The sequence below is a fragment of the uncultured Cyclobacterium sp. genome (assembly GCF_963977555.1).
Lineage (GTDB): Bacteria > Bacteroidota > Bacteroidia > Cytophagales > Cyclobacteriaceae > Cyclobacterium.
The window spans coordinates 89,399-116,114 of the sequence record NZ_CAXBPD010000007.1 but is presented as its reverse complement, the minus strand read 5'-3'; the positions used below and the strand labels follow the sequence as shown (position 1 = coordinate 116,114).

Genomic DNA, 26,716 nt, shown 5'->3' with positions numbered 1-26,716 from the left:
AAATAGCCCCCAAAAAAAGAAAACCCCAAATACTTGACGTATAAGGGGTTTCTAGTAGCGGGAACAGGACTCGAACCTGTGACCTTTGGGTTATGAGCCCAACGAGCTACCAACTGCTCCATCCCGCGATATATCTTTATATTGAATAAAATCGCTTTTGAAAATGATAAGGTTTTAAACGTTTTTTGCTGCCTTATCCGTTATTGTGATACAAAGGTAAGGACATATTCTCAAAAATCAAGTACCTTTGTAAAAAAAATCTGAGACCATGCCAGAAAATATGCATAAAGCAGGCTTTATTAATATCATAGGTAAGCCTAATGTGGGTAAATCTACTTTGATGAATGCCCTGCTTGGAGAAAAGCTTTCTATCATTTCTTCCAAAGCCCAGACTACTCGTCATAGGATTTTGGGAATTATGAATGAACCGGAATACCAGATCGTTTTTTCCGATACTCCCGGCATGTTGAAACCAAAATACGAACTGCACAAAAGCATGATGGGTTTTGTACATCTATCCCTAGAAGATGCTGATGTAATCGTTTTTGTGACAGATCTATTTGAAAGCGATGAAGAAATTGAAGACATTATCGAAAAGGTAAATGCGGCAGGAGTGCCTATATTACTTGTCATCAATAAAATTGACTTAAATAAGGAAGAAAAACTTGCTGAGGTAACGAAATACTGGACTGAAAGAATAAAAGCAGATGTGGTTATTCCGGTTTCAGCATTGGAAAGTTTCAACCTTCAAAAGATAATGCAAGAAATCTTAGATCGCTTGCCTTTGCATCCCCCATTTTATGATAAAGAAGAACTAAGTGACCGCCCTGAACGTTTCTTTGCTTCCGAAATCATAAGAGAAAAAATCTTTAACCAATACAAAAAAGAAATACCCTATAGTACAGAGGTTCGTATAGAAGACTTTGAAGAAACCGATCAATTGCTCCGCATGAGAGCAGTGATTTATGTGGAAAGAGATAGTCAAAAAGGTATTATCATCGGAGACAAGGGCAAAGCATTGAAAAGAGTAGGTACCCAAGCCAGGATTGAAATGGAGAAATTTTTTGGAAAAAAAGTTTTTCTGGAAACTTTTGTGAAAGTAGAAGACAACTGGAGAAAGAATAAAAACAAATTGAAAAAGTTTGGTTACGACCAATAAAAGATAATATTATGGCCAATATAGTAGCAATTGTAGGGAGACCTAATGTGGGTAAATCCACGCTTTTTAACCGACTGGTAGAAGAGCGAAAAGCCATTGAAGACAACCTTAGTGGTGTCACCAGGGATAGGCATTATGGCCACGCGCAATGGGCAGGAAAGTTTTTCTCCGTCATTGATACTGGCGGATATGTGATTGGGTCCGAAGATATTTTCGAAAAGGAAATTCGCAAGCAGGTTAAGCTAGCCATAGAAGAGGCATCCGTTATCTTATTTGTCGTAGACTGTATGGTAGGTCTTACTGATCTGGATGCCGATTTCGCTAAAGAGTTGAGAGGCACAGACAAGCCCATATTTATGGTTGCCAATAAAGCGGATAACCTTGACGACCTTTTAATGGCCAATGAATTCTATGCTTTGGGCATAGGTGAAGAAATCATTTATCCAATTACCGCGACCAGCGGAAGTGGTATCGGTGATTTGCTGGATGAGGTGGTACAGAAATTCCCTGATGAGGGAGAAAAAGATCCAGATGAAGGAATACCAAAACTGGCTATCCTAGGTAGACCAAATGTAGGGAAATCGTCCTTTCTAAATGCATTAATTGGTAAGGAGCGGTCAATAGTAACGGATGAGGCAGGAACGACCAGAGATGCCATCCACACGCGTTACCAGCTTTATGGCAAGGACTATATCCTTACCGATACGGCAGGAATCCGTAAGAAGGCCAAAGTAAAAGAAGACATAGAGTTTTACTCAGTGATGCGCTCTTTGAGAACGCTGGAAGATTCTGACGTGGTCATAATCATGGTAGATGCTACCCGTGGCCTTGAAGCGCAGGATGTTAATCTTATCTCCCTTGCCATTAAAAACAATAAGGGGATGATGATTATGGTCAACAAGTGGGATTTGGTAGAAAAGGACCACAAAACCATGCAGGCATTTAAGGACAATATGACAGATAAGCTGGGTGAAAATAAGTGGATCCCAATCATATTTATTTCTGCTCTTACAAAGCAAAGAATTTTTCAAGCCATGGAGTTGGCCATGCAGGTTTATGAAAATAAACAACGCAAGGTTTCTACTTCCAAGCTGAATGAAGTATTGTTGCCAGAAATTGAAAAATATCCACCACCGGCAAATAAAGGGAAATACATTAAAATTAAATACATTACACAATTGCCGACCAAAAATCCGGTGATTGCTTTTTTCTGTAACTTGCCACAATACATTAAATCACCATATACTCGATTCCTTGAAAATAGGTTAAGGGAAAATTTTGATTTTACGGGTGTACCTGTTAAAATTACCTACAAAAAGAAATAATATTTTCCATGAAAAAGTCTTTGTCTATTCTCTTTTTGATGCTGCTTTTGTTGATTTGGGGTTGTAAAACGACTACTGAAGAAGAAAAGCCAGCCTTAGAGTTGGCAAAGGAAGAGTGGCACTTAGAAGAAGCTACGTTGAGTGGTAGAGGTGTTGTTTCAGTGTCTGGGGCTTCAGTTCCCGTAAGTATTAAGGGGAATGGAGAAAATTATGACATGACCCTAGATTTTGGTGACATGGATCAACTGGTTACTGCTGCCGGGAGCTTCGTTTTCGACGTCGATTTAATAGCACTTGGCTTTACACTTCAAAATGAGAAAATACCTGTCCAAGGCGTGGAAATTTTCTCCGGCACCTGGGAGTTGGTGGGTGATCAATTGGTAATCACCGACAATGAAGAAGCGGTGATACTTGAAGTTATAGACTATTCAGATAATATACTGAGACTCTCAGGTGAAATTGAAGTCTCAGATTTTGAGCGTTTGCAAGAAGATGGACTTACCGTTAGTGAAACCAATATTGAAGTGGTATTGGTGAGATAGGAAAATTTCTTATTGTTATTATAACCCAAGGCAGGTAGTAAATGACCAGTCTTGGGTTATTTTTTTGTAATTCAGTTTCCTTAAAGATTTACACAGTAAGGGGATAGATCATTAATTTTGGCTTAAAAAAAAAATCAAGATTGATCTGAGTAGAGATAACTTCAGAGTTGCTTCTGTCAGTTCAACTTACTTTTTGCCTTCATAAGGTAGGTAAACCACCTTTTTGGTTTCAAAGAATGGTTCAGTAAAGTAATCTTCGAGATGGTAGCTTACATAATTAAGATGCAATGCTTCCAATTCCTCATCGACATCCCCACCTTTTAGGTAAAAGACTCCATTTTGAAATTCCTCATGAACGTCCTCTTTTCTGAATTTATTTTTGATCCATGGATAGAATTTCTCCATCTGTGTAACCGCTCGGCTGATGATGAAATGATACTTCCTGTCTTCAAGACTTTCTGCACGCACTTGTTGTGGCTCTACATTTTTTAAACCCAATTGCTTGACCACATCCTTCACTACAGTTATTTTTTTGCCTATAGAATCTACCAGGTGAAATTGTGCTTCAGGGAATAAGATGGCAAGAGGGATTCCAGGGAATCCTCCACCCGTACCGATATCAAGAATTTTAGTACCGGGCTCGAAAGAAAGTAATTTAGCAACACCTAAAGAATGCAGTACATGGTGAATGTAAAAACTTTCCATGTCCTTTCGGCTGATGACATTGATCTTACTGTTCCAATCCATGTAAAGGTCTCCCATGCGCTTAAATTGATCCATTTGTAGGACATTCAATTCTGGAAAATAATGTTGGATCAGCTTATGGTCTGCATTCATCAATTAAATATGTTTATTTTTGCCCTTAGCAATTTCGTATAATAGTTCTCTTGATCGGTGAAGTTGTGCTTTTACCGTTCCTAAAGGTTTGTCAAGTTCCACAGCAATTTCATCATAAGACAATTCATCAAAATACCTTAGTTTAACCAGTTTTCGGTATTTTGCAGGTAACTTGTCGACAAAAATACGCACCATCTCTTTCCTCTGGGTTTTGATGAATTCGTCCTGAGGATTGTTGTCATCATCTTCCACATCTATATTTACCGCATTTCCACCGTCGTCTGTCATGGTGTTGTTCAAACTCATGGTCTTGAGTTTCTTTTTACGGATAAAATCGATGGTATTGTTAGTAGCAATTCTAAAAAGCCAAGTACTAAATGTATAGTCTTTTTTAAATTTGTGGAGATTTTTGAATGCCTTGGCAAAGGCTTCCATGGTAAGATCTTCTGCGTCGTCAGTACCTCTAATCATTTTAAGAATCATAAAGTATACCGCTTTCTTGTACCGCTTCATGAGCGAAGCATACGCCTGCTGGTCTTTATCATTGACCGCTTTGTCGATCAATTCAAAATCTTCTAACGCTTTATCTGAAAAACTTCTTTCCTTTATTTCCATTTAACTGTTTTTGACAGATAACCTTTTGTTCCTAAGGTCCAAAAATAAATCATGTACATCAAATCAAAAAATAAAGTCCAAATTACCTTACCAGTCCCCTCTAATTTTTTTCTTGCCTTATGAATTATTAAATATTGCAGCATGGCCCTTGCAAAAACTAACCCCAATACAAGGGCAATTGGTTCCCAGGTGCTTTCAAGAATTACAATTCCTGCTGCGGAAAGCCAGAATACCAAATGACTTAACGAATACAAGCCCAGTTTTAGTTTGTCTTTATTGCGATAATATTTCCCAGCATGGTAATGCCGCTTCTTTTGGGTGAAATAAGTTTTGAAACTTGTCTTCGGCTGAGAAATGGTTATGCTCTCTGGATGAGCGACTATGGCAGTGTTTTCTGCTGTAGCGTAACGATTCACAAAAAGATCATCATCCCCCCCCTCAATGTGCCAAATTGAATTAAATGCTTTCTTTTCCATGAAAAAACTTTTCTTATAACAGAGATTTCTTCCTACTCCCATAAATGGAGCTTTCCAATATCCAAATGAAAAGTAATAAATGGCTGTGAAAAGGGTTTCATACTGAATGATTTTATTCAATAATCCAGGGAGTGCCAGGTAGGACCCATGTCCGAGGGCAAAAGTTTTGCCTTCATTACGTACAGGAGTGGACATTCTCCTGATCCAATGTGGGGAAACAGGTCTGCAGTCGGCATCGGTAAGCAGGATAGTATCGTATTTGGATACCTTTATGCCCAGCGTAAGGGCGTATTTCTTGGCTGTTACATGATCCGGAGTATACCTGACATTCACAATCCTCAATTTGCTGTATATTTCAGCAAGAGATCTCAACATGTCTTCTGAATCGTCAGTGGAACAATCATTCACGATTAGCACTTCAAATTCAGGATAGTCTTGTTGCATAAGTAAAGGCACAAGGTCTTGCAAATGCGCAGCTTCATTTTTAGCGGCTATAATTATTGAAACCCCGCTGAGATTACTGTTCTGTTCAGCTTCCTGTTCATGTTTGTGAAAAAAAACAAACCTGCCAAAAACTACCATCAAATAGGTAAACTGCACGCCTGAAGCTAAAAAAAATATCCACCATAATGTGTTTTCCATATTTGCACCTACTGTCCGTTCTTTAAGATTAATTCAAAAATCTCAAATATTTGTTTAATTGCGGTTATTTTTGTGTTCCAATTGTAAATGGCCATGAGCTGTACAATGCGTGTTCGTATTATTAAGAAGCCAGTAGAGTTGAAGACTAAATCATGGGATGGCCATATTTGAGGTCAAAAATTACAACTATTGACTGATTCTGAAATAATTTTAATGCATACTAAAATAACTATCGCCTATTTCGGATTCAAATATAATCAGTAAATGGGGGATTTTTCAATGAAAGGGAGGAATGAAATTTAAACTTGAAAGTAAGGATCAACACTCGAAAGCTCGAGCCGGTGAAATTCAAACAGATCACGGACTGATCCAAACACCTATATTTATGCCCGTGGGGACTGCAGGTTCGGTTAAGGCCGTTCACCAAAGGGAATTAACCTATGACGTGAAAGCTCAAATTATTCTAGGCAATACTTATCATCTTTATCTTCGGCCTGGACTGGAAGTGCTTGAAAAAGCTGGAGGATTACATAAATTCATGGGTTGGTCAAGTCCTGTACTTACAGACAGTGGTGGCTATCAGGTTTTTTCGCTCGAGGGGAACAGAAAAATAAAAGAAGAAGGGGTGGTCTTTAAATCCCATATTGATGGTTCAAAGCATCACTTTACCCCTGAATCAGTAATGGACATTCAGCGTACTATTGGTGCTGATATAATTATGGCTTTTGATGAATGTACCCCTTATCCTTGTGATTGGAGTTATGCTAAGAATTCCATGCACCTTACGCACAGGTGGCTAAAAAGGTGTATAGATCAGTTTGATAACAGTGCTGGAAAATATGGTTACAGCCAAGCTTTATTCCCAATTGTTCAAGGGAGTACTTTCAAAGATTTGAGATTGGATGCAGCACGTTTTGTTAGTGACCAAGATAGGGAAGGTAATGCCATTGGCGGCTTGTCTGTTGGAGAGCCTGCTGAGATGATGTATGAAATGACAGATCTGGTCACAGATATACTTCCAGAGGACAAGCCAAGGTACCTTATGGGAGTGGGTACTCCTGCTAATATTTTGGAGGGAATAGCATTGGGTATAGACATGTTTGATTGCGTAATGCCAACAAGAAATGCTAGGAATGGTATGCTTTTCACCTCTGAGGGTATTATTAATATCCGAAATGAAAGGTGGAAAATGGATTATTCACCTCTTGACAGTGGCTTCCATTCTCATGTGAGTAATTTTTACTCCAAAGCATATCTTAGACACCTGACGATAAGTAAGGAAATGCTGGCAGCACAGATTGCAAGTATTCACAATTTATCCTTCTATCTTTGGTTGGTGACGCAAGCCAGAGAACACATACAGGCCGGTGATTTTACCACCTGGAAAAATGCAATGGTAGAAAAAGTTAGCAGAAGATTATAAGGATTTTGCTAGTGCAGCCGTTTCATTTGATACAAAAGAGAAAGACCAGTTGGTATGAAACTATTGGATAAATTAATCATTAAAGATTTCCTCAAGACCTATTTGTTTGTGGTCATGATGTTGATTTTGGTCGTATTGGTGCTTGATTTCACCGAAAAAAATGATACCTATATCCGAAACGATGTTCCTGCTACTGAAATTTTGCAGTATATGCTTAATTATGGTCTTTACTTAAACAATTTACTTACGCCAATTACGGTATTTATTTCGGTCATTTTTATTACGTCTAAAATGGCGGGAAGAACAGAGATCATTGCGATTCTCAGTAGTGGCGTTAGTTTTTTGAGAATGTTGGTGCCTTTTATAATGTCTTCGATTTTAATTGCGGTGATTAGTTTTTTGCTTAACGGATGGGTATTGCCTGTAGCCACTGCGGGAGTTTCTCAATTCAGGGTGGAATACCTGGACAAACAACAGGAACAAGACCAACAGAATATTCATATAAAGGTAGCTCCTGATTTGTATGCCTATATGCGCAGGTATTTTACCTCTGTCGATCAAGGGCATGATTTTACCTTGGAGTATATTCAGGAAGGAAAACTCATTTCTAAATTCTCTGCAGAAAGAATCGTTTGGGACACAGCCAAAAATGTTTGGAATGCTCGGGATTGGAGGTTGAGAGAATTTAATGAAATGGGGGAGACCTGGACGACGGGTGACGCTATGGATACCACTTTATCCATTACCCCTGCCGATTTTGATTTACCCCTCAATCATCATGAAACCTTAAAGCTCCCCGAACTATCCGAGCAGATTATTATTCTTGAAGAGAGAGGAGCGGACAATATTAGTTTTTACAAGATTGAAAAGTACGTTCGCTTTATGTCTCCATTTGCAGCGATTCTACTTACTTTCATCGGAGTAATTGTATCTGCGAAGAAAACAAGAGGGGGCTCAGGTTTTAAAATAGCACTGGGCTTTATGCTGGCCTTTGTGTACATCATACTTTTTTTACTTTCAAGGACATTTGCTGAAGCGGGTACTGCTTATCCAATCTTGGCAGTATGGATACCTAATATTGTTTTTGGACTTACTGGACTGGTACTTTACAAAACCGTCCCCCGATAATTTTCCGTTATGGTAAAAGATTATTTATGGCTCCATCTGGTCGTTCTTATCTGGGGATTTACTGCTATTCTAGGTTTATTGATAAGTCTTCCAGCGGTTGAGATTGTTTTCTACCGAACCCTCCTTGCCAGCATAGGACTTCTCCTGCTGCTAAAATTTAGAAGGCAGCCTCTAAAAATTAATGGAAATGCCCTGCTTAAGTTTCTACTTACTGGAGGTTTGATTGGAGCACATTGGATACTGTTTTTTTGGGCAGCACAGGTCTCTACTGCATCCGTTTGTCTGGCGGGAATGGCCACTTGTTCGCTTTGGACTGCACTCATTGAGCCAATGGTCAACAGGCAACCTGTGAAATGGTACGAAGTAATGCTTGGGTTGGTAGTAATTATTGGTTTGATAGTGATATTTAAGTTTGAGTCTGGCTACAGTCTTGGGATTTTTCTGGCCGTTACTTCTGCTTTATTAAGTGCATGCTTTACCGTGATAAATGGAAGGCTGACCAAAAGCCACAGCCCCTTTATTATCACTTTTTATGAAATGGTGGGGGCCTTTTTGCTGACTGCAGGTTTTATTCCATTTTACGCTTACTGGTTTACTACTGAAGGTTTTTCCTGGCAGCCACAGGGGATGGATTGGTTTTGGTTATTAGTCCTTTCACAGGTTTGTACCGTCATTGCTTTTACCTTGTCTGTCAAACTCATGAAACGGATATCCGCTTTTGCTGTTAACCTGACGGTAAATATGGAACCTGTATATGGGATTCTGCTTGCCTTTATCATCTTCGGAGAAAAAGAAAAAATGACAGCTGAATTTTATTTAGGAACCTTGATCATTTTGGCTTCCGTCTGTATGTACCCCATGATTCGTTTTGTCCAAAAGAGGAGGGTAGCCAGAACCATAAGGAAGATACATTAAACCCTGAGATGCAAGGGCTATTACTATGCGATTACTTGAAGTAGGGAAATAGCAAATAGCCAATTTTGTTTTAAGCCAGGTTTTCGGAAAAAAGAAAATAGTGTTCTGGGAATTTAATTTCTTCCGGCCGATCCTTGAACAGTCCAAATACCGCAGATCCGGAGCCAGACATGGCAGCATACCAAGCGCCGGCATTGTATAATTTTGACTTTATGCTAGCAATTTCTGGGTAATTGGAGAAAATCCCCTTTTCGAAATCGTTAACAAGTTGGGACTTCCAGGAAGATGGATCTGCAAGAATTTCTTTCAGGTCCAAGTCCCTTTCTGAGGGTTTGATGCCTGCATAAGCCTCTTTGGTGCCAATATGGATGCCTGGATGAATTAAGTAAATCCAAGTTCCCGACAGGTCAATAGAAATTGATTCAAGCTTTTCACCCCTACCTGTTGCCATTTGCGCTTTATTTTGCACAAAAAATGGGCAATCACTCCCCAATTGGGAGGCATAATCTTCAAGCTGTTTTTGGGTTAAGCCTAAAGAGAATAGTTTGTTTAAAAGTTTTAATGCAAAAGCTGCATCAGCTGATCCTCCACCTAATCCGGCACCTATTGGGATGTGTTTGTGGAGGTGGGCAGCCACTGCCGTAATTTTCGGAAAATCCGTTAAAAGTAATTGGAAAGCCTTCACGATTAGGTTGTGTTCAGCCGTGCCAGGGATTGGTATTCCGCTATGGGTAAAAGAAAAGGATGGGGAGGGAATGATTTCCAAAGCTTCCTTTAATGGTATGGGGTACATGCAAGTATCGATGTCATGGTATCCATCTGTTCTCTTTCTGAGCACATGTAATCCAAGATTGATTTTTGCATTGGGAAAAACGATCATATTTGTATAGCTTTAATCCCTAAAAGTAAAACAAAGGTGCGGATTTTCTAGGAAGCTTTTTAAATCATTTAAATGGATAAAAGCTCACTAAAGTTTAAAGTTGGTAAGGATGTCCTGAAACACAGTTTTTTTACCAAAAAATTAACAAAAGTTTGCATCAGAATAAAATTTTGAATTTTTTCGTCATAATTAAATTTTAAAAATAAAATTGCCTATTATCTGTAATAATAAACTTTAATTTTTTAATTAAATTCATTTACATTATTTTCTTATTTTTCATAAATTAAAAAAAGAATTAAAATATTGTAAGTATGGATTAGAGGTTTTAATATTGCATTATAATAGTACAAAATAAAGTCAAAAGAGATACTCCAAAAGAGATATGTTAATAGTTGTCAGCCTTGTCGTCCTAATTGTCATTATCATTTAGTAAGTGATGAAGCGCTGATCTATTGCCAATAGAAAAAATCAATCAAAGTGCTTCATTCGAGTGAAGCACTTTTTTTTATAAGCCAGTTGTTAAAAATAATAGAGTTATAATGAGCAATTCGAAAAAAAATAGTTGGGAGGTAAGTGATAATCAAGAGAATCCGGCTTCTATGGCCATGTTGTACGCAACAGGCTTGACGGATGAAGAGATGAAGCAGCCTTTTGTTGGGGTGGCTAGTTGTGGCTATGAGAGTAACCCTTGTAACATGCACCTTAATGACTTTGCAAGAGCCATTAAGGCTTCTACAATAGCTTCAAAGCTTACTGGATTGGTCTTTAATACAATAGGAATTAGTGATGGAATCTCAATGGGTACGTCTGGCATGCGTTATAGCTTGCCTTCCAGAGAGATCATAGCTGATTCCATAGAATCATTCATTTTAGGTCATTCATTTGACGGTATAGTAGCAGTCGCTGGCTGTGACAAAAACATGCCTGGTGCTGTCATGGGGATGTTACGTGTGAATAGGCCTTCTATATTGGTCTATGGTGGTACCATCAGGTCTGGTAAATACAAAGGAGAAAAACTAAATATTGTTTCTGCCTTTGAAGCATACGGAAAACGTATCAATAACGAAATTTCTGACGAAGATTATACAGGAGTAATAAAAAATGCTTGCCCAGGAGCTGGAGCATGTGGAGGTATGTATACCGCCAACACCATGTCTTCTGCTATAGAAGCGATGGGGCTTTCATTGCCCTATAGTGCCTCAAACCCTGCCAATTCACAAGAGAAAGCTGCTGAATGTGAAGCGGTTGGTGGGTTTATAGCCAATTTATTGGCCATGGATTTGAAACCAAGAGATATCGTAACCAAGAAAAGTTTAGAAAATGCAGTAAGGGTGGTAGTTGCACTAGCTGGTAGCACCAATGCAGTTCTTCACCTATTGGCGATTGCCAGGACTGCTGGTATTGATTTCGGACTTGAAGATTTCAAAAAAATAAATGCCACTACACCTGTTTTGGGTGATTTTAAACCAAGTGGTAAATACATGATGGAGGACCTTCACGAGCAAGGAGGTTTACCAGCATTTATGAGGTATCTATTGGACAATGGCTTATTGCATGGTGACTGTCTGACAGTAACCGGCAAAACCATAGCTGAAAACCTGGCCGATATTGCTCCAATAAGAGCAGAAAAAGGCAATGTCATCAATCCAATAGAAGCACCCGTAAAAGCAACAGGTCACCTGTGTATTTTGACAGGAAACCTTGCTCCAGAAGGTTCAGTGGCAAAAATATCCGGAAAAGAAGGTGTTTCCTTTACTGGTCCTGCCAAAGTGTATAACTCAGAACAGGAAGCCAATGATGCCATGAAAAACATGGAAGTTAAAAAGGGAGATGTCGTCGTCATCAGGTATGTGGGCCCAAAAGGAGGACCAGGAATGCCCGAAATGCTTAAGCCTACTTCTATTATTATTGGAGCAGGATTGGGAGCTGATGTTGCGCTCATTACAGATGGAAGATTTTCAGGAGGCACGCATGGGTTCGTAGTAGGACATGTTACGCCGGAAGCATATACAGGTGGTCCAATAGGGCTTTTACAAAACGGTGACAAGGTTACCATTAATGGTGAGACGCTCGAAATAAGCTGTGATGTTTCTGATGAAACATTTGCAGAGAGAAAGAAAACCTGGGTAAATAAAGACTTGAGCCATTTAAACGGAACGTTAAAAAAGTATTCTCAGTTAGTTTCTACCGCATCTGAAGGATGCGTGACAGATAAAGATTAACGACTATGAATGATTCGCAAATAAGAGGCGCAGAAATTGTAATCAAATCCCTGGTAGCAGAAAATGCCAAATTTATTTTTGGCTACCCAGGTGGGGCTATCATGCCGGTGTATGATGCACTCTATGATTATATGGATCAAATCCAGCATATCCTGACCCGACACGAGCAGGGTGCAATTCATGCTGCTCAAGGATATGCAAGAGTTTCCGGAAAAGTAGGGGTTTGTATCGCCACCTCTGGTCCTGGAGCAACCAATTTAATTACTGGCATGGCTGATGCCTTGATTGATAGCACCCCTCTGGTCTGTATCACAGGTCAGGTGCTGTCACCACTGTTGGGTACAGATGCTTTTCAGGAAACTGACGTAGTTGGTATTTCTATGCCTGCTACCAAATGGAATATACAGGTGAGGAGAGTGGAGGATATCGCACCAGCGATTGCCAAAGGCTTCCATATCGCCAGATCGGGTCGACCCGGACCAGTTTTAATAGACATAACCAAGGATGCTCAGGTAGCCTTAGGGGATTTCAATTACGTCCCTTGCTTAAATATTCGTTCTTACCGTCCTTATCCTAAGGTGCCGGACACTGTGATCGAGGAGGCAGCAGCACTTATCAATAAAGCCAAAAGACCTTATTTATTATATGGTCAGGGAGTAGTATTGGGAAAGGCGGAAAGCCAGTTAAAAGCATTTTTGGATAAAACGGGAATACCTGCTGCCTGTACTTTGTTGGGAACAGGTGCCCTATCAGAGGATCATCCCAATTACGTGGGGAAATTGGGGATGCATGGAAACTATGCGCCCAACTTGCTTACCAATAAATGTGATGTTCTAATCAGCGTAGGAATGCGCTTTGATGATCGTGTAACGGGAGATGTTAAGCGTTATGCCAAACAAGCCAAGGTGATACACCTGGAATTGGATCCTGCCGAAATCGATAAGATTGTAAAGGCAGATGTACCAGTTTTAGGTGACTGTAAGGTCAGTTTGGAAAAACTTACTGAAAAAGTAGAGAATAAAGAACACCCAGAATGGATCAAACAATTCAGGGTGCTTGAAGCGGAAGAAAAAAGAGTGGTAGTAGGCAATGACATTTCCCCAACCAAAATAGGGTTGACGATGGGAGAGGTTATCCGTCATATCAATGAATTTAAGGCCGATGACGCTATATTGGTAACCGATGTTGGGCAACACCAAATGGTGGCTTGGAGGTATTTTAATTATAAAACCACCAGGACTCAGGTAACATCAGGTGGACTAGGAACCATGGGATTTGCCCTTCCGGCAGCCCTAGGTGCACAACTCCACGATTACAGTCGAGAGGTAATATGTGTGGTAGGTGACGGAGGAATCCAAATGACGATCCAAGAGCTAGGGACGATTATGCAAACCAAAGCACCTGTAAAGGTGGTATTGCTTAATAACAACTTCTTGGGTATGGTTAGGCAGTGGCAGCAATTGTTTTTTGACAAACGCTATTCTTTTACGGAGTTGGACAATCCTGACTTTATTAAAATCGCCGAAGCATATAATTTTAAGGTGCAAAAAGTAGATGAAAGAGCTGATTTGCGTCAGGCTGTGGCTGAAATGTTTGTACATGATGGACCCTATTTTCTTGAGGTAAAAGTAGAAAAAGAGGACAATGTTTTCCCCATGATTGCTACAGGTAGTTCTGTTGAAGAAGTTAGACTTAAATAACTCAGATGAAAAGAAGATATACAATTTCTGTTTTTACAGAAAATTTCATAGGCATACTCAGTAGGATTACTTTGATCTTTACGCGTAGAGGGATTAATATTGATGGTTTTACTGCTTCAGAAAGTAGAGAAGAGGGTATTTACCGGATCACTATAGAGGTAAATACAACTGAAGCACAAATCATTCAGTTGTCCAGACAAATTGAAAAAATCATCGATGTTATCAAGGCATTTTATTACATCGATGACGAAATGGTTTTTCAGGAAATCGCTTTGTATAAGATTCCAATTGAAAGCATAGATGCAGGTTTGGAAGTGGTAATACGCCAATACAATGCAAAGATAATTTCAGCAGAAAAAGGTTTTGTGGTCATTGAAATGACAGGTCACAAAAAAGACACGCAAGATTTGCTGGAAGTGTTAAAAGATTTTAATGTTCTGGAGTTTGTGAGGTCGGGCAGGGTAGCTGTGGCCAAGCCAATGGTGAGCATTGATAAATATTTATAATACCAATTTAAAATCAATTTTAATTTATAGTTATGAAACTGAAGTTCGGTACAGTTGAAGAAAACGTAGTAACAAGAGAAGAATTTCCTCTTGAAAAAGCCAAGGAAGTCTTAAAGGAAGAAGTAATTGCCGTATTAGGATACGGAGTACAAGGTCCAGGACAGGCTTTAAACCTAAAAGACAATGGTTTTAATGTTATTGTTGGACAGCGTAAAGGTTCTAAAACATGGGACAAAGCCATTGCTGACGGATGGGTGCCCGGTGAAACACTTTTTGAGTTGGAAGAAGCCTGCGAAAAAGGAACGATTCTTCAATTCTTGTTGTCTGATGCCGGACAAATTGCCTTATGGCCAACAGTTAAAAAACATTTGACTCCTGGAAAAGCACTTTACTTTTCTCATGGTTTTGGGGTAACTTATAAAGACCAAACAGGTATCGTCCCACCAGCTGATGTTGATGTGATTTTGGTAGCACCAAAAGGTTCAGGAACTTCATTGAGGAGAATGTTTGTTGAAGGAAGAGGTTTGAACTCCTCCTATGCGATTTTCCAGGATGCAACGGGAAAAGCGAAAGACAGAGTAGTAGCTTTGGGAATTGGTGTAGGTTCAGGTTACTTGTTCGAGACAGATTTCTACAAAGAGGTTACTTCAGATCTTACAGGAGAAAGAGGAACACTTATGGGTGCTATTCAGGGTATATTTGCAGCTCAATACGAAGTATTAAGAGCAAATGGTCATACTCCTTCTGAGGCATTCAATGAGACTGTTGAAGAATTGACTCAAAGTTTGATGCCATTAGTAGCTGAAAATGGAATGGACTGGATGTATGCAAACTGTTCTACTACAGCCCAAAGAGGAGCATTAGATTGGTGGAAACCTTTCAGAGATGCTACCAAGCCTGTATTTGAAGATCTATACAATAGTGTAAAAACAGGAAAAGAAGCTACCAAGTCTATTGAGTCCAACAGTAAAGAGGATTACAGAGTGAAATTGGAAGCAGAATTGAAAGAATTGAGAGATTCTGAAATGTGGCAGGCAGGAGCAACTGTCCGTAAATTAAGACCAGAAAACAATTAAAAAATAGCAATGTCAGAAAAGCTTTGGATATTTGATACCACTCTTAGGGATGGTGAACAGGTACCGGGTTGTCAACTCGATACCAGGGAAAAAATTGTAGTAGCCAAGGCTTTGGAAGCATTGGGAGTTGATATCCTTGAGGCTGGATTCCCTATATCCAGCCCTGGGGATTTCAATTCTGTTGTGGAAATATCAAAGGCAGTAGAAGAACCTATTATCTGTGCACTTTCCAGAGCAGTCGAGAAAGACATAGAGGTAGCTGCTGAGGCGTTAAAATTTGCCAAAAAGAGTAGAATACACACTGGTATAGGTGTGTCAGGATACCATATTGAGCATAAATTTAGAAGTACTCCTGATGCCGTCTTGGAGAAAGCCATAAGGGCAGTAAAATTTGCAAGAAATCTTGTAGGTGAAGTAGAATTTTATGCTGAAGATGCTGGAAGAGCCGAACCGGAATTTCTTGCTAAAATAGTTGAGGCGGTCATTAAGGCCGGAGCTACGGTTATCAATATCCCTGATACTACAGGATATTGCCTTCCCGAACAATATGGCAATATCATTCGCTTCTTAAAAGAAAATGTATCCAATATAGACAGCGCCATTCTGTCTACCCACTGTCACAATGATCTTGGATTGGCCACCGCCAATAGTCTTGCCGGCGTCATGAATGGAGCAAGGCAAGTGGAAGTGACAATGAATGGCATTGGAGAACGTGCCGGAAATACCTCGTTGGAGGAAGTGGTAATGGCTATAAAAAGCCATAAAGAGGTTCCTGTTTATACTGGAATCAACACCCCTAAAATCTATGAGACAAGTAGAATTATTTCCAAATTAATGAACATGCCTATACAGCCAAATAAGGCTATTGTAGGTAGAAATGCATTTGCCCATTCTTCAGGAATTCACCAAGACGGGGTCTTGAAAAACAGGGAGAATTACGAAATTATCGATCCTAAAGATGTTGGGGTTGAAGAATCATCCATAGTACTTACTGCTAGAAGTGGAAGAGCAGCCTTGAAGCATCACCTCAAGCTATTAGGTTTTGAATTCGAAAAGGAAAAGTTGGATGAAATCTATGAGGCGTTTTTGATTCTTGCGGATTCAAAGAGGGACATAGGAAGAAAAGACCTTTTATCCTTATTGGGTGAACACCTGGAAAATTCTTTTTTTATAGAAATGAAGGATGTTTATTATGAAGGAAGTGAAGGCAAAGGTGGCCACGCCAAAGTAGTTCTTGCCATAGGTGAAGAACAAAAAGAGAGTGAAGCCGATGGAAATGGCCCCGTAGATGCTGTAATAAAATCAATTAAAAAGCTTATCCCTCAGACGGTGATCTTGGATGAATTTCTGATTCAAGCCATTACCAAAGGAAGCGATGATGTATGCAAAGTACATATGAGATTGATGCACAAAGAACGGCCCTATCACGGTTTTGGGTCTGAAACAGATATAGTATTGGCTTCGGCCAAAGCATTCATAGATGCTTTAAATAAATTACCTGTCAATTAAATTGACGAAAAGCTAAATATAATGGAGAAGAAATCATTATTTGATAAGATTTGGGATGCACATGTGATCCAGTCTATCCCAGATGGTCCGGATGTGTTTTTCATAGATAAGCATTTTATCCACGAAGTAACAAGCCCGGTGGCATTCCTAAACCTTGAAAAAAGAGGCAATAAGGTAATGTTTCCAGAAAGGACGGTAGCTACTCCTGATCATAACGTACCCACTATCGATCAGGACAAGACAATCAAGGACCAACTTTCCCGAATGCAAGTTGAAAGGTTAAGGGAAAATTGTAAGAGACATGGAGTGGAACTTCATGATCTTGGAACAGATCATCATGGTATCGTCCATGTAATCGGACCCGAGCTTGGTATCACCCAGCCAGGAATGACGATTGTATGTGGAGATAGCCATACTTCTACGCATGGGGCTTTCGGTACCATCGCATTTGGTATTGGTACTTCAGAAGTAGAAATGGTGTTTGCAACGCAATGTATCATGCAAGCAAAAGCCAAGAAGATGCGTATTACCGTAGATGGTGAGCTTGGTAAAGGCATTACCTCTAAAGATATTATTTTATACATCATTGCACAGATTTCTGCAAGTGGTGGAACTGGATATTTTATTGAATATGCAGGAAGTGCCATCACAGCATTAAGCATGGAAGCCAGAATGACCATCTGTAACATGAGTATAGAGATGGGCGCCAGAGGTGGTTTGATAGCTCCTGACGAAACTACCTTTGAATACTTGAAAGGCAAGCAATATTCTCCTAAAGGTGAAGAGTGGGACAAAGCAGTTGCGCATTGGAAAACGCTTAAAACAGATGAAGGTACTGTATTCGATTTAGAATACCATTACAAGGCAGAAGACATCGAACCAATGATCACCTACGGTACCAACCCAGGAATGGGAGTAAAGGTAAAAGGCAATATCCCAACTACAGAGGGGATGAATGACAGTCAGAATAAATCTTATATTAAATCCTTGGATTATATGGGGTTTAAGCCTGGGGAGTCTCTACAAGGTAAAAAGATTGACTATGTTTTCGTTGGAAGTTGTACCAATGGACGAATTGAGGATTTAAGGTCAGTAGCTCAATTTGTGAAAGGCAAAAAGAAAGCGGATAATATCACTGCATGGATAGTACCAGGCTCTAGAGAAGTAGAGAAAATGGCTATAGAAGAAGGTATTGTACAAACACTCGAAGAGGCTGGGTTTAAGTTAAGGCAACCAGGATGCTCCGCTTGTTTGGCGATGAATGATGATAAAATACCATCAGGGAAATACGCGGTTTCTACTTCTAATAGAAACTTTGAAGGACGTCAAGGACCTGGTAGTAGGACATTGCTCGCTTCACCACTTACAGTTGCGGCAGTGGCCATTACTGGTGAGATTACAGACCCTAGAGATTTTATAGAAGAATTAGTACAAGAAAAATAATACCATGGCATACGATAAATTTGAAGTTTTGACCAGTAGGGTAGTTCCTCTTTCATCTGAAAACGTAGATACTGACCAAATTATTCCGGCCAGGTTTTTGAAAGCTACTGAAAGAGAAGGTTTTGGAGACAACCTCTTCAGAGACTGGCGTTATGATAATGAAGGAAATCCTAAGGCTGACTTTGTTTTAAACGACCCTACCTATTCAGGTAAAATCCTATTGGCCGGAAAGAACTTCGGTTCCGGTTCTAGCCGTGAACATGCAGTTTGGGCCATTTATGATTATGGATTCCGATGTGTTGTTTCTAGTTTCTTCGCTGATATATTTAAAAACAATTGTTTGAATATTGGTGTTCTACCAGTTACAGTGTCTCCTAAATTTGCAGACGAATTATTTTCGGCAGTGGAGGCAAACCCTGAAGTAGAAGTTGAAGTAGATATTAAAAAGCAAACCATTACGCTTTTGTCGACTGGAAACGCTGAATCCTTTGATATTAATTCCTACAAAAAGGACAACATGTTAAATGGGTTTGACGACATTGATTATCTGCTCAACTTAAAAGAAGAAATAGTACAATTCGAAGCCAATAAATAAATACTACTCTGGGATTCGAAGTTGAAAATGTGTCAGGATAACGGTATGCGAATGAGTAGAGAAAAGACAATAGAAATCATGGACACCACCCTTAGGGATGGAGAGCAAACCTCAGGGGTGTCATTTCTTCCTTCAGAAAAGCTTCAAATAGCCAAGCTTTTATTGGAGGAGTTAAAGGTGGACCGGATTGAAGTAGCTTCAGCCAGGGTTTCAGAGGGAGAATTGGAAGGTGTCAAACGGATTACTAATTGGGCTGAGGAAAAAGGTTATCTGAATAGCATTGAAGTTTTGGGATTTGTAGATACGCCCAAATCTGTGGATTGGATGGTAGAGGCCGGAGCAAAAGTGATGAATTTACTCACCAAGGGTTCTCTTAATCACCTCACCCACCAGCTAAAGAAAACGCCGGAAGTTCATTTTGCTGAAATAGAAAAATGCATAGCTTATGCCAACCAGCATGATATTGAAGTAAACGTTTACCTTGAAGATTGGAGTAATGGCATGCGTAATTCCAGAGATTATGCAATGTCAATGATTCAATTCCTTTCTCAATTACCAGTTAAAAGAATAATGCTTCCCGATACTTTAGGGCTTTTGTGTCCAGATGAAGTGAAGGAATTTATGGAGTTGATATGCGCAGAATTTCCCGATGTTCACTTTGATTTCCATGCACACAATGATTATGACCTTTCGGTTGCCAATGTGCTTCATGCTGTCAATACTGGGGCAAAAGGCATACATACCACTGTAAATGGCTTGGGTGAGCGGGCAGGAAATGCACCTTTGGAGTCAATAGTAGCAGTAATTAAGGATTTTACCTCTTTTCATCTCAATGTAAATGAAAATAAAATCTACAGAATTAGTAAACTGATAGAGCAATTTTCCGGATTGAGAATTCCTGCAAATAAACCTGTTGTTGGGGAAAATGTGTTTACCCAAACAGCAGGAGTTCATGCAGATGGAGACAATAAAAAGAACCTTTATTTTAGTGATTTACTGCCTGAACGTTTCGGTAGAACACGCAAATATGCACTAGGCAAAACATCAGGAAAAGCGAATATTTCAAAAAACCTGGAAGAGTTAGGCATTTCACTTGAGCCTGATGAGTTGACCAAAGTTACGCAGAAGATCATTGAGCTGGGAGATAAGAAGGAAAGAGTTACCACAGAGGATCTTCCTTATATCATCTCAGATGTGCTGCAAAATAACTCTATTCATAAAGACATTGTCATCGACGGGTACCATATGGTACATTCCAAAGGCTTAAAGCCTTCTGTTCAGCTGCGAATGAAAATTTTCAGCAATTATTATGAGCAGAATGCTTCAGGCGATGGACAATATGATTCTTTCATGAAAGCACTGAAAAAGATATACAAGGGCTTAGATATGGAGCTTCCTAAGTTAACAGACTTTCAGATTAGCATACCTCCGGGGGGTAAAACAGATGCTTTTGTGGAATGTGTAATTACTTGGGATTTGAATGGGAGAATATTTAAGACCAAAGGTTTGGATAGTGACCAGACTATAGCGGCCATGAAGGCCACTGAAAAAATGCTGAATATCATAGAACAAATCAAAAATAGTAACAAAACTGAAAAAAAGAATCCTTATGGAAATGAATATAGCCCTATTACCTGGTGATGGTATTGGACCTGAAGTAATCGCTCAGGCAGTAAAGGTAGTGAATGCTGTCGCTAAGAAATTTGGACATACAATTACTTTTAATGAAGCCATTACTGGAGCTGCAGCCATAGATGCAGTAGGTAATCCTTATCCAGATGCTACTCATGAAGTTTGCCTTGCTTCAGATGCTGTTCTATTTGGAGCCATTGGTGATCCTAGATTTGACAATGACCCAAGCGCTAAGGTAAGACCTGAGCAAGGTTTATTGGAGATGAGGAAAAAATTAGGACTTTTTTCTAATGTTCGTCCTACATTTACTTTTCCATCCCTCTTGCACAAATCACCATTGAAGAAGGAAAGAATTGAAGGGACTGATTTGGTCTTTCTAAGAGAGCTCACCGGAGGTATTTATTTCGGAGAGCCAAGAGGTAGAAACGAACAAGGAACCAAAGCTTTTGATACCTGCGTATATTCTGTAGAGGAAATTGAAAGATTGGCGAGAATGGGCTTTGAGTTTGCCATGAAAAGGAGAAAACTTTTAACCTGTGTAGACAAAGCCAATGTTTTGGCTACTTCCAGACTATGGAGAGAAACTGTTCAGCGTTTGGCACCTGAGTATCCTGAAGTAACGGTTGAATATGAATTCGTTGATGCTGTAGCGATGCGTTTGGTTCAATGGCCTAAAGCATATGATGTATTGATTACAGAAAACCTTTTTGGAGATATTCTAACGGACGAAGCGTCTGTGATAAGCGGATCTATGGGATTAATGCCTTCGGCTTCCTTAGGGCTTAATACCAAGCTTTTTGAGCCTATCCATGGTTCTTATCCTCAAGCTGCGGGTAAAGACATTGCCAATCCATTGGCAGCTGTTTTGTCGGCATCCATGATGTTTGAATATGCTTTTGATTTGATGGATGAAGCAAAAATCATTTCTGACGTGGTCAATCTTTCTCTAGAAAAAGGAATTGTAACTGAAGACCTTTCCGAAGGTGAAAAAGCTTACAAAACCTCAGAAGTTGGAGATTGGTTAGCTGATCAAATCGCCAATAGTTAATAGATACAAATAAAAAAAGGCCCCTAATTGCTTCTGCAAGCAGTTAGGGGCTTTTTTTTGTCAATAATTTATTTGTTTTTACTTGCTACATAGGCGTCGATCAAGTCTTGGGTAATACCTGTGGTAGAGTACCCTCCATCATGAAACAAATTTTGCATCGTTACCATTCTGGTGAAGTCAGAAAACAGTGTAATAATGTATTCCCCACATGCTTCAGCAGAGGCATTTCCAAGTGGGGAAGCCAAGGCTGCAAAATCAAAGAAATCATCAAATCCTCCGATTCCTGATCCGGCAGTTGTTTTAGTAGGCGATTGGGAAATGGTATTAACCCTAACATTTTTTAGTTTACCGTATCTCAAACCGTAATTCCTGGCTATGCTTTCAAGGATTGCTTTGGCTTCAGACATGTCACTGTAAAATGGAAAAGACCTTTCTGCAGCAATATAGCTTAATCCAACTACGGAAGCCCATTCATTAAGGATGTCTTTCTTTTCAGCTACTTGTAGCATTTTGTGAAAAGAGGTGGCAGAAACGTCATAAGACTTTTGTACCCATTCATAATTTAGGTCACCATAAGACCTTCCTTTTCGGACATTTGGTGACATACCAATGGAGTGAAGTAAGAAATCGAAATTTCCACCCAAATACTCCTTTGCTTCATCGTATAACTTTTCTATGTCTTCTACGGAAGTAGCGTCTGCGGGGATTATGATGGTTTCACATATATCTGCTAGTTCCTGAATAGCACCCATTCGCATTGCTATTGGGGCATTGGTAAGAACAAATTTTGCACCTTGCTCTTTTGCTTTTAAGGCAGTTTGCCAAGCGATAGAATTTTCATCTAGCGCACCAGTGATAATTCCTTTTTTTCCTTTTAATAAATTTTCAGGCATTGTATTCTTTTGATTTTCTGACTTCAATTAAATAATATTCTATAAAATTAACTAATAATGGGTAAAACATTTTCTATAGGGCTTTTAGAAAACGCTTGTCTGCCACTATTTGTTAAGCAATTCTTTTGCATTTTCAAAAGCGGTTGCTGAGGGATTTGACCCGGAAATCATCGTAGCAATTTCAAGTAATCTTTCTTCAGGGTTTAATAGCTTAATTTTACTAATGGTCTTTAGCGCACTATTGTCTTTGTAAACGAAATAGTGTTTTTCTCCTTTAGCCGCTACCTGTGGTAAATGGCTAATGCAAATGACTTGGTGCTTTTCAGCAATTTGTTGCATCATTCGGACCATTTGCAGGGCTATTTCTCCAGAAATACCCGTATCGATTTCATCAAAAATCAAAGTAGGTAAAGCCATTTTATCAGCCATTACATATTTAATGGCAAACATTAACCTTGAAAATTCCCCTCCTGAAGCCACCTGACCAATGGGTTGGGGCTGTATTCCCTTGTTGGCTGAAAATAAAATGTCAATGTCATCGATACCGGACTCATTGGGTATAACCTCGCTTCGCTTAATTTCTACCTTGGCATTTTCCATACCTAACTGTCCCAACAAGGACTGAATCTCTTTGCTGAAATTGTTAAAAATGGAGCGCCTTTTTTTGGAAAGATTTTCGCCTAATTTGGTCAGCTGGGCTTTTGATTGTGTAAGTAATGCCTGCTGCTCTACCAATTCTTCTTCCAAATGACCCCCTTTAAATACCTTATCTGCAAGGGTTGAGGCAAGTTCTAAGAGTTCTTTATCGCTCTGAAGCCCATGTTTTTTCTGAAGTTGATAAATTTTACTAAGTCTTTCTCGGACCCACTCGGATTTTTCATAATCGACCTCTATTTCTTGTTCCTCAAGTGAAAGGCTTTCCAGAATATCTTTTAATTCTATTAGTATACTATTAAATCGCTGGTTTAAATCTTCAAAATTCTTACCAAATTTCTTTAAATATTGGAAATGTTGCTGGGCAGCTCCTAATTGCTGCATCGCTCCCAACTCTTCGTTTTCCAGGTGATCTAACGCCTGAGATGCCCTTGATTTTATTTCTTCGGCATGGTTTAGAAGCTCTTCCTTTGCTTCCAAGGAATCTTGTTCTCCTTCTTCGAGATTTAATCCAGACAACTCCTCTAGCTGAAATTGATTGTAATCAGCTTCTTGCTGGTATTGTTGCTTTTCCTGTTCTAATATACGCACCTTTTTTTGCGTCTTGTTAAAATCCTGGAATTGATTAACATAAGCTTCTCTTTCCTTATTGACGCCAGCAAATGCATCTATAAGGGATAGTTGATAAGAGGACGCTCCTAATAACAAGGTTTCATTCTGGGAATGAACATCCATCAAGATTTTACCCAACACTTTTAAGGTTTCTAACCTGACTGGGGTATCATTGATAAAAGCCCTGGATTTACCAGAAGGAGAGATTTCGCGCCTGATAATGCATGCAGGCTCATAATCCAACTCCTCTTTTTGAAAGAAAAGCTTCAAACCATAATTCTGAATATTGAATACTCCTTCAATAATACATTTTTTGGTTTCATCAAATAAAGTCCTGTTATCGGCCCTATTTCCAAGAAGTAATCCTACTGCTCCAAGCATGATGGACTTTCCTGCTCCGGTTTCACCGGTAATCATATTGAGTCCGGCACAGGGTTCCATTTCTAACTTTTCTATCAAAGCATAGTTGGTAATGCTAAGGTTGGTTAACATATTGCTTTGGTTTCGTTTAGAGGGTCAAAATTAACCAAATTTGAGGATTATCCTTTCAAAATATCATTGTATTTTCTGGCATTGTTAGGGTCTACCTTAAGTAAGACTTCTACTGCCTCCTGTTTCAATTCCATAGGTGCTCCTTTCAAAATTTTACTTATTTCATCTGATTTCGCATCCATAAAGCTAATTGTTAAAATACTATTTGGTTGAACCTTGTTGGCTTCTTGTATCATTTTAATAGCTTCCACTATGTTTTCGTAGCTTTCTTCTGGCTTGGTTGTAAGTAAATCGAGCCCTTTTCTATGGTAAAGGTAATAGGCATCCCTAACAGGAACCATGACCTGTGAGTTGTAAAGCTCATTCGCTAACCAATACCTGTTTCGCTTGTCCGATGGGTTTTGGTTCCATCCTGGATTGGAAGATTGTTGGGCATTGGCAACAATATTATTGGCAATTTCAAAGAAAGCATCTCCTCCCCTTGGAGAAAAAGAATCGTAATCTATCCCTATAGTTATGTAAGCATAATATGCCAATAAGGAAGTGATGTTATTTAAATAGGAAAATTGATTGAATTCCAGAGGCTGGGATTCGGTATATTCAAAAGTCCAATTTCGATCTGCAAAGTTGAGTATCAAACTTTCATAATTGGATCCAAATACTGGTCGCACAGTCTGCACCTGAACAGTGGCACTGAAAAAGCCTACTTGGGGCATGTCGTTTATGGTTATCAGCAAGTTGCCTTTTATCCTTTCTTGTGGTTTGAGGTCAGCGTCTGTCCAATTTCTTCCATTGAGAAATTGCTCGAAAGCCGATTTCATCTTCTCGAAAATATCGGTATCCTGGGTTTTAGCTCGTTCACTGTTAATGGTAACAGTGAAATTGAGTTGTTGAGACAGTACCTTATTTGGTACTAAGAAAAAAGAAAAGAGGATGAAGAAAATTACCGGACGTACCATTGATTAGTGAATTATTATTTATCCGCAAACACATATAATCCGAAATGGACAATAACCATTTATTTACTGCTGACAATTGTTGCAAATAGAATCAGCAGCATTGTTAAGGGTTCACCTGAGGTGAATATTTTTCAGTTGTCAAATAAACCATCTTATTCTTCGAATTATCGACAGTCAATCTAACGGTAATTATTTGCTTGTGCTAAACGTCTTTACGCTACTTCTGGTTTTTCAAAATTGTCACGACCCGATCTAATAGTTGTATTGATAACATGTCTTTGGTCAGCACTGGGGTTTTTATTTTTTCCCCATTTTTTGACAAAATGGTAACCTGATTCGTGTCTTTCTGAAAGCCTGCCTCTGGATCAAGCAGCGTGTTTAAAACCACAAAATCAAAGTTTTTGTCAATGAGCTTTTTTTCCGCACTCTCAATTCCTTCGTCAGTTTCCAAAGCAAAGCCAACATGGATCTGATGTTGTTTCTTATTTGCTCCTAAAGTTTTAGCAATATCGGGATTTTTAATCAAAGTAATGGTCAGTGCATTTTCCTTCTTCTTGATCTTTTGTACAGAAGGTGCTTCTGACCTGTAATCAGCTACTGCTGCACAAAATATAGCTACTTGAGCTTCAGAATGGTGCATTTTGGTTGCTTCAAACATATCAAGGGCACTCAATACTGAAATGATTTCAATGTTTGGATGTGGCTTTGGTTTTAAAGCAGTAGGACCTAGAATTAAGGTTACCTGAGCACCTTTTTGGGCAGCCTTCTCAGCTAGGGAAATACCCATCTTACCACTTGAGTGGTTGCTTATGTACCTGACAGGGTCAATGGCTTCTTGAGTTGGCCCTGCAGTGATTATAAACTTTTTGCCTTTAAGTATCTCATCAGGATTCAAGATCTCCTTAATGTAAGTAAAGATCTCTTCGGGTTCAGGCATTCTTCCTTTACCCACTAGTCCACTGGCCAATTCTCCCGATCCTGCTTCCATTACATGGTTTCCATAAGTCTCAAGCTTGAGTAAGTTCTTGGTTACAGAAGGATGTTGATACATATCCAGGTCCATCGCAGGAGCGACAAGTACAGGACTTGTGCAAGACAAATAAGTACAGGCTAACAAATTGTCGCTTTGACCAGTTGCAAATTTCGCCAATGTATTGGCTGAAAGAGGAGCAACGACCATCAGGTCTGCCCAATTTCCTAAAGCGACATGGTTTACCCATTCACCAGTTTTTTTATCAAAAAAATCTATAAGTACTGGATTTTTTGATAGCGTCGCAAGGGTGAGTGGCGTAATAAAGTCAAGAGCAGAAGTCGTCATTATGACCTTGACTTCTGCTCCAGATTTGATCAATAACCGAATAAGATGAGCCGCTTTATAAGCTGCTATTCCTCCAGTTACGCCTAATAATATACGTTTGCCAGTGAATGGCATG

23 protein-coding genes and 1 tRNA gene are annotated in these 26,716 nt (G+C 39.4%); 15 read left to right on the top strand and 9 right to left on the bottom strand.

Translation table 11 applies throughout. The features are described 5' to 3' along the window. Positions 1 to 55 precede the first annotated feature (55 nt). A tRNA-Met gene (locus AAC073_RS10610) sits at positions 56 to 128 on the bottom strand. Positions 129 to 268: 140 nt separating this feature from the next. On the opposite strand from AAC073_RS10610, the gene era reads away from it, so the two are divergent. From era to AAC073_RS10595, 3 genes are read left to right on the top strand one after another with little or no spacing between them, the layout of a single operon-like run. Beyond that, a complete protein-coding gene (gene era, locus AAC073_RS10605) occupies positions 269 to 1,159 on the top strand; it encodes a GTPase Era (protein ID WP_339923806.1) in 891 nt (296 codons plus the stop codon). Between the two features lie 11 nt (positions 1,160 to 1,170). Beyond that, entirely contained in the window at positions 1,171 to 2,484 is a 1,314-nt protein-coding gene (der, locus tag AAC073_RS10600) for a ribosome biogenesis GTPase Der (RefSeq protein ID WP_339923805.1), read from the top strand. Positions 2,485 to 2,492: 8 nt separating this feature from the next. After that, positions 2,493 to 3,026, top strand: coding sequence for a hypothetical protein (locus tag AAC073_RS10595; protein WP_339923804.1), 534 nt, complete (start codon positions 2,493 to 2,495; stop codon positions 3,024 to 3,026). Positions 3,027 to 3,212: 186 nt separating this feature from the next. On the opposite strand, the gene rsmG is transcribed toward AAC073_RS10595, so the two are convergent. From rsmG to AAC073_RS10580, 3 genes are read right to left on the bottom strand one after another with little or no spacing between them, the layout of a single operon-like run. Next, positions 3,213 to 3,863, bottom strand: coding sequence for a 16S rRNA (guanine(527)-N(7))-methyltransferase RsmG (rsmG, locus tag AAC073_RS10590; RefSeq protein ID WP_339923803.1), 651 nt, complete (start codon positions 3,861 to 3,863; stop codon positions 3,213 to 3,215). A gap of 3 nt (positions 3,864 to 3,866) precedes the next feature. Beyond that, positions 3,867 to 4,478, bottom strand: coding sequence for a sigma-70 family RNA polymerase sigma factor (locus AAC073_RS10585; protein ID WP_020888343.1), 612 nt, complete (start codon positions 4,476 to 4,478; stop codon positions 3,867 to 3,869). Then, on the bottom strand, positions 4,469 to 5,596 hold the full coding sequence (locus tag AAC073_RS10580; RefSeq protein ID WP_339923802.1) for a glycosyltransferase: 1,128 nt from the start codon (positions 5,594 to 5,596) through the stop codon (positions 4,469 to 4,471). The genes AAC073_RS10585 and AAC073_RS10580 overlap by 10 nt, the downstream gene beginning before the upstream one ends. Positions 5,597 to 5,888: 292 nt before the next feature. Between AAC073_RS10580 and tgt the strand changes: the two genes are divergently transcribed. Genes tgt through AAC073_RS10565 form a run of 3 tightly spaced genes read left to right on the top strand, consistent with a single transcriptional unit; the run spans position 5,889 to position 9,062 of the window. Next, positions 5,889 to 7,019 carry a tRNA guanosine(34) transglycosylase Tgt gene (tgt, locus tag AAC073_RS10575; RefSeq protein ID WP_339923801.1) on the top strand — a complete coding sequence of 377 codons (1,131 nt, stop codon included), beginning with the start codon at positions 5,889 to 5,891 and terminating at the stop codon, positions 7,017 to 7,019. Positions 7,020 to 7,073: 54 nt separating this feature from the next. Continuing rightward, positions 7,074 to 8,147: an LptF/LptG family permease gene (locus AAC073_RS10570; RefSeq protein WP_339923800.1), complete on the top strand. Its 1,074-nt coding sequence runs from the start codon at positions 7,074 to 7,076 to the stop codon at positions 8,145 to 8,147. Between the two features lie 9 nt (positions 8,148 to 8,156). Next, positions 8,157 to 9,062, top strand: coding sequence for an EamA family transporter (locus tag AAC073_RS10565; protein WP_339923799.1), 906 nt, complete (start codon positions 8,157 to 8,159; stop codon positions 9,060 to 9,062). A 70-nt stretch (positions 9,063 to 9,132) separates the two neighbouring features. Here the strand turns inward: AAC073_RS10565 and ispE are convergent, their stop codons facing one another. Beyond that, entirely contained in the window at positions 9,133 to 9,942 is an 810-nt protein-coding gene (ispE, locus tag AAC073_RS10560) for a 4-(cytidine 5'-diphospho)-2-C-methyl-D-erythritol kinase (RefSeq protein WP_339923798.1), read from the bottom strand. 539 nt (positions 9,943 to 10,481) lie between these two features. Here ispE and ilvD point away from each other — a divergent pair. From ilvD to leuB, 9 genes are read left to right on the top strand one after another with little or no spacing between them, the layout of a single operon-like run. Further along, positions 10,482 to 12,164, top strand: a complete 1,683-nt coding sequence (gene ilvD / locus AAC073_RS10555) for a dihydroxy-acid dehydratase (RefSeq protein ID WP_339923797.1) — start codon at positions 10,482 to 10,484, stop codon at positions 12,162 to 12,164. 5 nt (positions 12,165 to 12,169) lie between these two features. Beyond that, positions 12,170 to 13,864: a biosynthetic-type acetolactate synthase large subunit gene (gene ilvB / locus AAC073_RS10550; RefSeq protein ID WP_339923796.1), complete on the top strand. Its 1,695-nt coding sequence runs from the start codon at positions 12,170 to 12,172 to the stop codon at positions 13,862 to 13,864. 5 nt (positions 13,865 to 13,869) lie between these two features. After that, entirely contained in the window at positions 13,870 to 14,370 is a 501-nt protein-coding gene (ilvN, locus tag AAC073_RS10545) for an acetolactate synthase small subunit (protein ID WP_339923795.1), read from the top strand. Positions 14,371 to 14,402: 32 nt separating this feature from the next. Continuing rightward, positions 14,403 to 15,446 carry a ketol-acid reductoisomerase gene (ilvC, locus tag AAC073_RS10540; protein ID WP_339923794.1) on the top strand — a complete coding sequence of 348 codons (1,044 nt, stop codon included), beginning with the start codon at positions 14,403 to 14,405 and terminating at the stop codon, positions 15,444 to 15,446. Positions 15,447 to 15,455: 9 nt separating this feature from the next. After that, positions 15,456 to 16,955, top strand: a complete 1,500-nt coding sequence (locus AAC073_RS10535; protein WP_339923793.1) for a 2-isopropylmalate synthase — start codon at positions 15,456 to 15,458, stop codon at positions 16,953 to 16,955. A gap of 21 nt (positions 16,956 to 16,976) precedes the next feature. Beyond that, positions 16,977 to 18,398, top strand: a complete 1,422-nt coding sequence (gene leuC / locus AAC073_RS10530; RefSeq protein WP_339923792.1) for a 3-isopropylmalate dehydratase large subunit — start codon at positions 16,977 to 16,979, stop codon at positions 18,396 to 18,398. Between the two features lie 4 nt (positions 18,399 to 18,402). Further along, the gene (leuD, locus tag AAC073_RS10525) at positions 18,403 to 18,993 is read left to right on the top strand and encodes a 3-isopropylmalate dehydratase small subunit (protein WP_339923791.1); all 591 of its coding nucleotides are present in this window, start codon (positions 18,403 to 18,405) and stop codon (positions 18,991 to 18,993) included. A gap of 51 nt (positions 18,994 to 19,044) precedes the next feature. Further along, positions 19,045 to 20,634: an alpha-isopropylmalate synthase regulatory domain-containing protein gene (locus AAC073_RS10520; RefSeq protein WP_339923790.1), complete on the top strand. Its 1,590-nt coding sequence runs from the start codon at positions 19,045 to 19,047 to the stop codon at positions 20,632 to 20,634. Continuing rightward, positions 20,603 to 21,673 (top strand): 3-isopropylmalate dehydrogenase, encoded by a 1,071-nt coding sequence (gene leuB, locus AAC073_RS10515; RefSeq protein WP_339923789.1) that lies wholly within the window; start codon positions 20,603 to 20,605, stop codon positions 21,671 to 21,673. The genes AAC073_RS10520 and leuB overlap by 32 nt, the downstream gene beginning before the upstream one ends. A 68-nt stretch (positions 21,674 to 21,741) precedes the next feature. On the opposite strand, the gene AAC073_RS10510 is transcribed toward leuB, so the two are convergent. The 4 genes from AAC073_RS10510 to coaBC form a co-directional block, all read right to left on the bottom strand. After that, positions 21,742 to 22,566: an SDR family oxidoreductase gene (locus AAC073_RS10510; RefSeq protein WP_339923788.1), complete on the bottom strand. Its 825-nt coding sequence runs from the start codon at positions 22,564 to 22,566 to the stop codon at positions 21,742 to 21,744. 105 nt (positions 22,567 to 22,671) lie between these two features. Beyond that, positions 22,672 to 24,324 carry a DNA repair protein RecN gene (gene recN, locus AAC073_RS10505; protein ID WP_339923787.1) on the bottom strand — a complete coding sequence of 551 codons (1,653 nt, stop codon included), beginning with the start codon at positions 24,322 to 24,324 and terminating at the stop codon, positions 22,672 to 22,674. Between the two features lie 47 nt (positions 24,325 to 24,371). Further along, positions 24,372 to 25,283, bottom strand: coding sequence for a DUF4835 family protein (locus AAC073_RS10500; RefSeq protein WP_339923786.1), 912 nt, complete (start codon positions 25,281 to 25,283; stop codon positions 24,372 to 24,374). Between the two features lie 217 nt (positions 25,284 to 25,500). Next, positions 25,501 to 26,715 (bottom strand): bifunctional phosphopantothenoylcysteine decarboxylase/phosphopantothenate--cysteine ligase CoaBC, encoded by a 1,215-nt coding sequence (gene coaBC, locus AAC073_RS10495; protein ID WP_339923785.1) that lies wholly within the window; start codon positions 26,713 to 26,715, stop codon positions 25,501 to 25,503. Position 26,716: the final 1 nt, after the last annotated feature.

What these genes read in the sequence shown, in the direction of transcription:
- era (WP_339923806.1), top strand. Translation starts at nt 269, where the DNA reads ATGCCAGAAAATATGCATAAAGCAGGCTTTATTAATATCATAGGTAAG.
- der (WP_339923805.1), top strand. Translation starts at nt 1,171, where the DNA reads ATGGCCAATATAGTAGCAATTGTAGGGAGACCTAATGTGGGTAAATCC.
- AAC073_RS10595 (WP_339923804.1), top strand. Translation starts at nt 2,493, where the DNA reads ATGAAAAAGTCTTTGTCTATTCTCTTTTTGATGCTGCTTTTGTTGATT.
- rsmG (WP_339923803.1), bottom strand. Translation starts at nt 3,863, where the DNA reads ATGAATGCAGACCATAAGCTGATCCAACATTATTTTCCAGAATTGAAT.
- AAC073_RS10585 (WP_020888343.1), bottom strand. Translation starts at nt 4,478, where the DNA reads ATGGAAATAAAGGAAAGAAGTTTTTCAGATAAAGCGTTAGAAGATTTT.
- AAC073_RS10580 (WP_339923802.1), bottom strand. Translation starts at nt 5,596, where the DNA reads ATGGAAAACACATTATGGTGGATATTTTTTTTAGCTTCAGGCGTGCAG.
- tgt (WP_339923801.1), top strand. Translation starts at nt 5,889, where the DNA reads ATGAAATTTAAACTTGAAAGTAAGGATCAACACTCGAAAGCTCGAGCC.
- AAC073_RS10570 (WP_339923800.1), top strand. Translation starts at nt 7,074, where the DNA reads ATGAAACTATTGGATAAATTAATCATTAAAGATTTCCTCAAGACCTAT.
- AAC073_RS10565 (WP_339923799.1), top strand. Translation starts at nt 8,157, where the DNA reads ATGGTAAAAGATTATTTATGGCTCCATCTGGTCGTTCTTATCTGGGGA.
- ispE (WP_339923798.1), bottom strand. Translation starts at nt 9,942, where the DNA reads ATGATCGTTTTTCCCAATGCAAAAATCAATCTTGGATTACATGTGCTC.
- ilvD (WP_339923797.1), top strand. Translation starts at nt 10,482, where the DNA reads ATGAGCAATTCGAAAAAAAATAGTTGGGAGGTAAGTGATAATCAAGAG.
- ilvB (WP_339923796.1), top strand. Translation starts at nt 12,170, where the DNA reads ATGAATGATTCGCAAATAAGAGGCGCAGAAATTGTAATCAAATCCCTG.
- ilvN (WP_339923795.1), top strand. Translation starts at nt 13,870, where the DNA reads ATGAAAAGAAGATATACAATTTCTGTTTTTACAGAAAATTTCATAGGC.
- ilvC (WP_339923794.1), top strand. Translation starts at nt 14,403, where the DNA reads ATGAAACTGAAGTTCGGTACAGTTGAAGAAAACGTAGTAACAAGAGAA.
- AAC073_RS10535 (WP_339923793.1), top strand. Translation starts at nt 15,456, where the DNA reads ATGTCAGAAAAGCTTTGGATATTTGATACCACTCTTAGGGATGGTGAA.
- leuC (WP_339923792.1), top strand. Translation starts at nt 16,977, where the DNA reads ATGGAGAAGAAATCATTATTTGATAAGATTTGGGATGCACATGTGATC.
- leuD (WP_339923791.1), top strand. Translation starts at nt 18,403, where the DNA reads ATGGCATACGATAAATTTGAAGTTTTGACCAGTAGGGTAGTTCCTCTT.
- AAC073_RS10520 (WP_339923790.1), top strand. Translation starts at nt 19,045, where the DNA reads ATGAGTAGAGAAAAGACAATAGAAATCATGGACACCACCCTTAGGGAT.
- leuB (WP_339923789.1), top strand. Translation starts at nt 20,603, where the DNA reads ATGGAAATGAATATAGCCCTATTACCTGGTGATGGTATTGGACCTGAA.
- AAC073_RS10510 (WP_339923788.1), bottom strand. Translation starts at nt 22,566, where the DNA reads ATGCCTGAAAATTTATTAAAAGGAAAAAAAGGAATTATCACTGGTGCG.
- recN (WP_339923787.1), bottom strand. Translation starts at nt 24,324, where the DNA reads ATGTTAACCAACCTTAGCATTACCAACTATGCTTTGATAGAAAAGTTA.
- AAC073_RS10500 (WP_339923786.1), bottom strand. Translation starts at nt 25,283, where the DNA reads ATGGTACGTCCGGTAATTTTCTTCATCCTCTTTTCTTTTTTCTTAGTA.
- coaBC (WP_339923785.1), bottom strand. Translation starts at nt 26,715, where the DNA reads ATGCCATTCACTGGCAAACGTATATTATTAGGCGTAACTGGAGGAATA.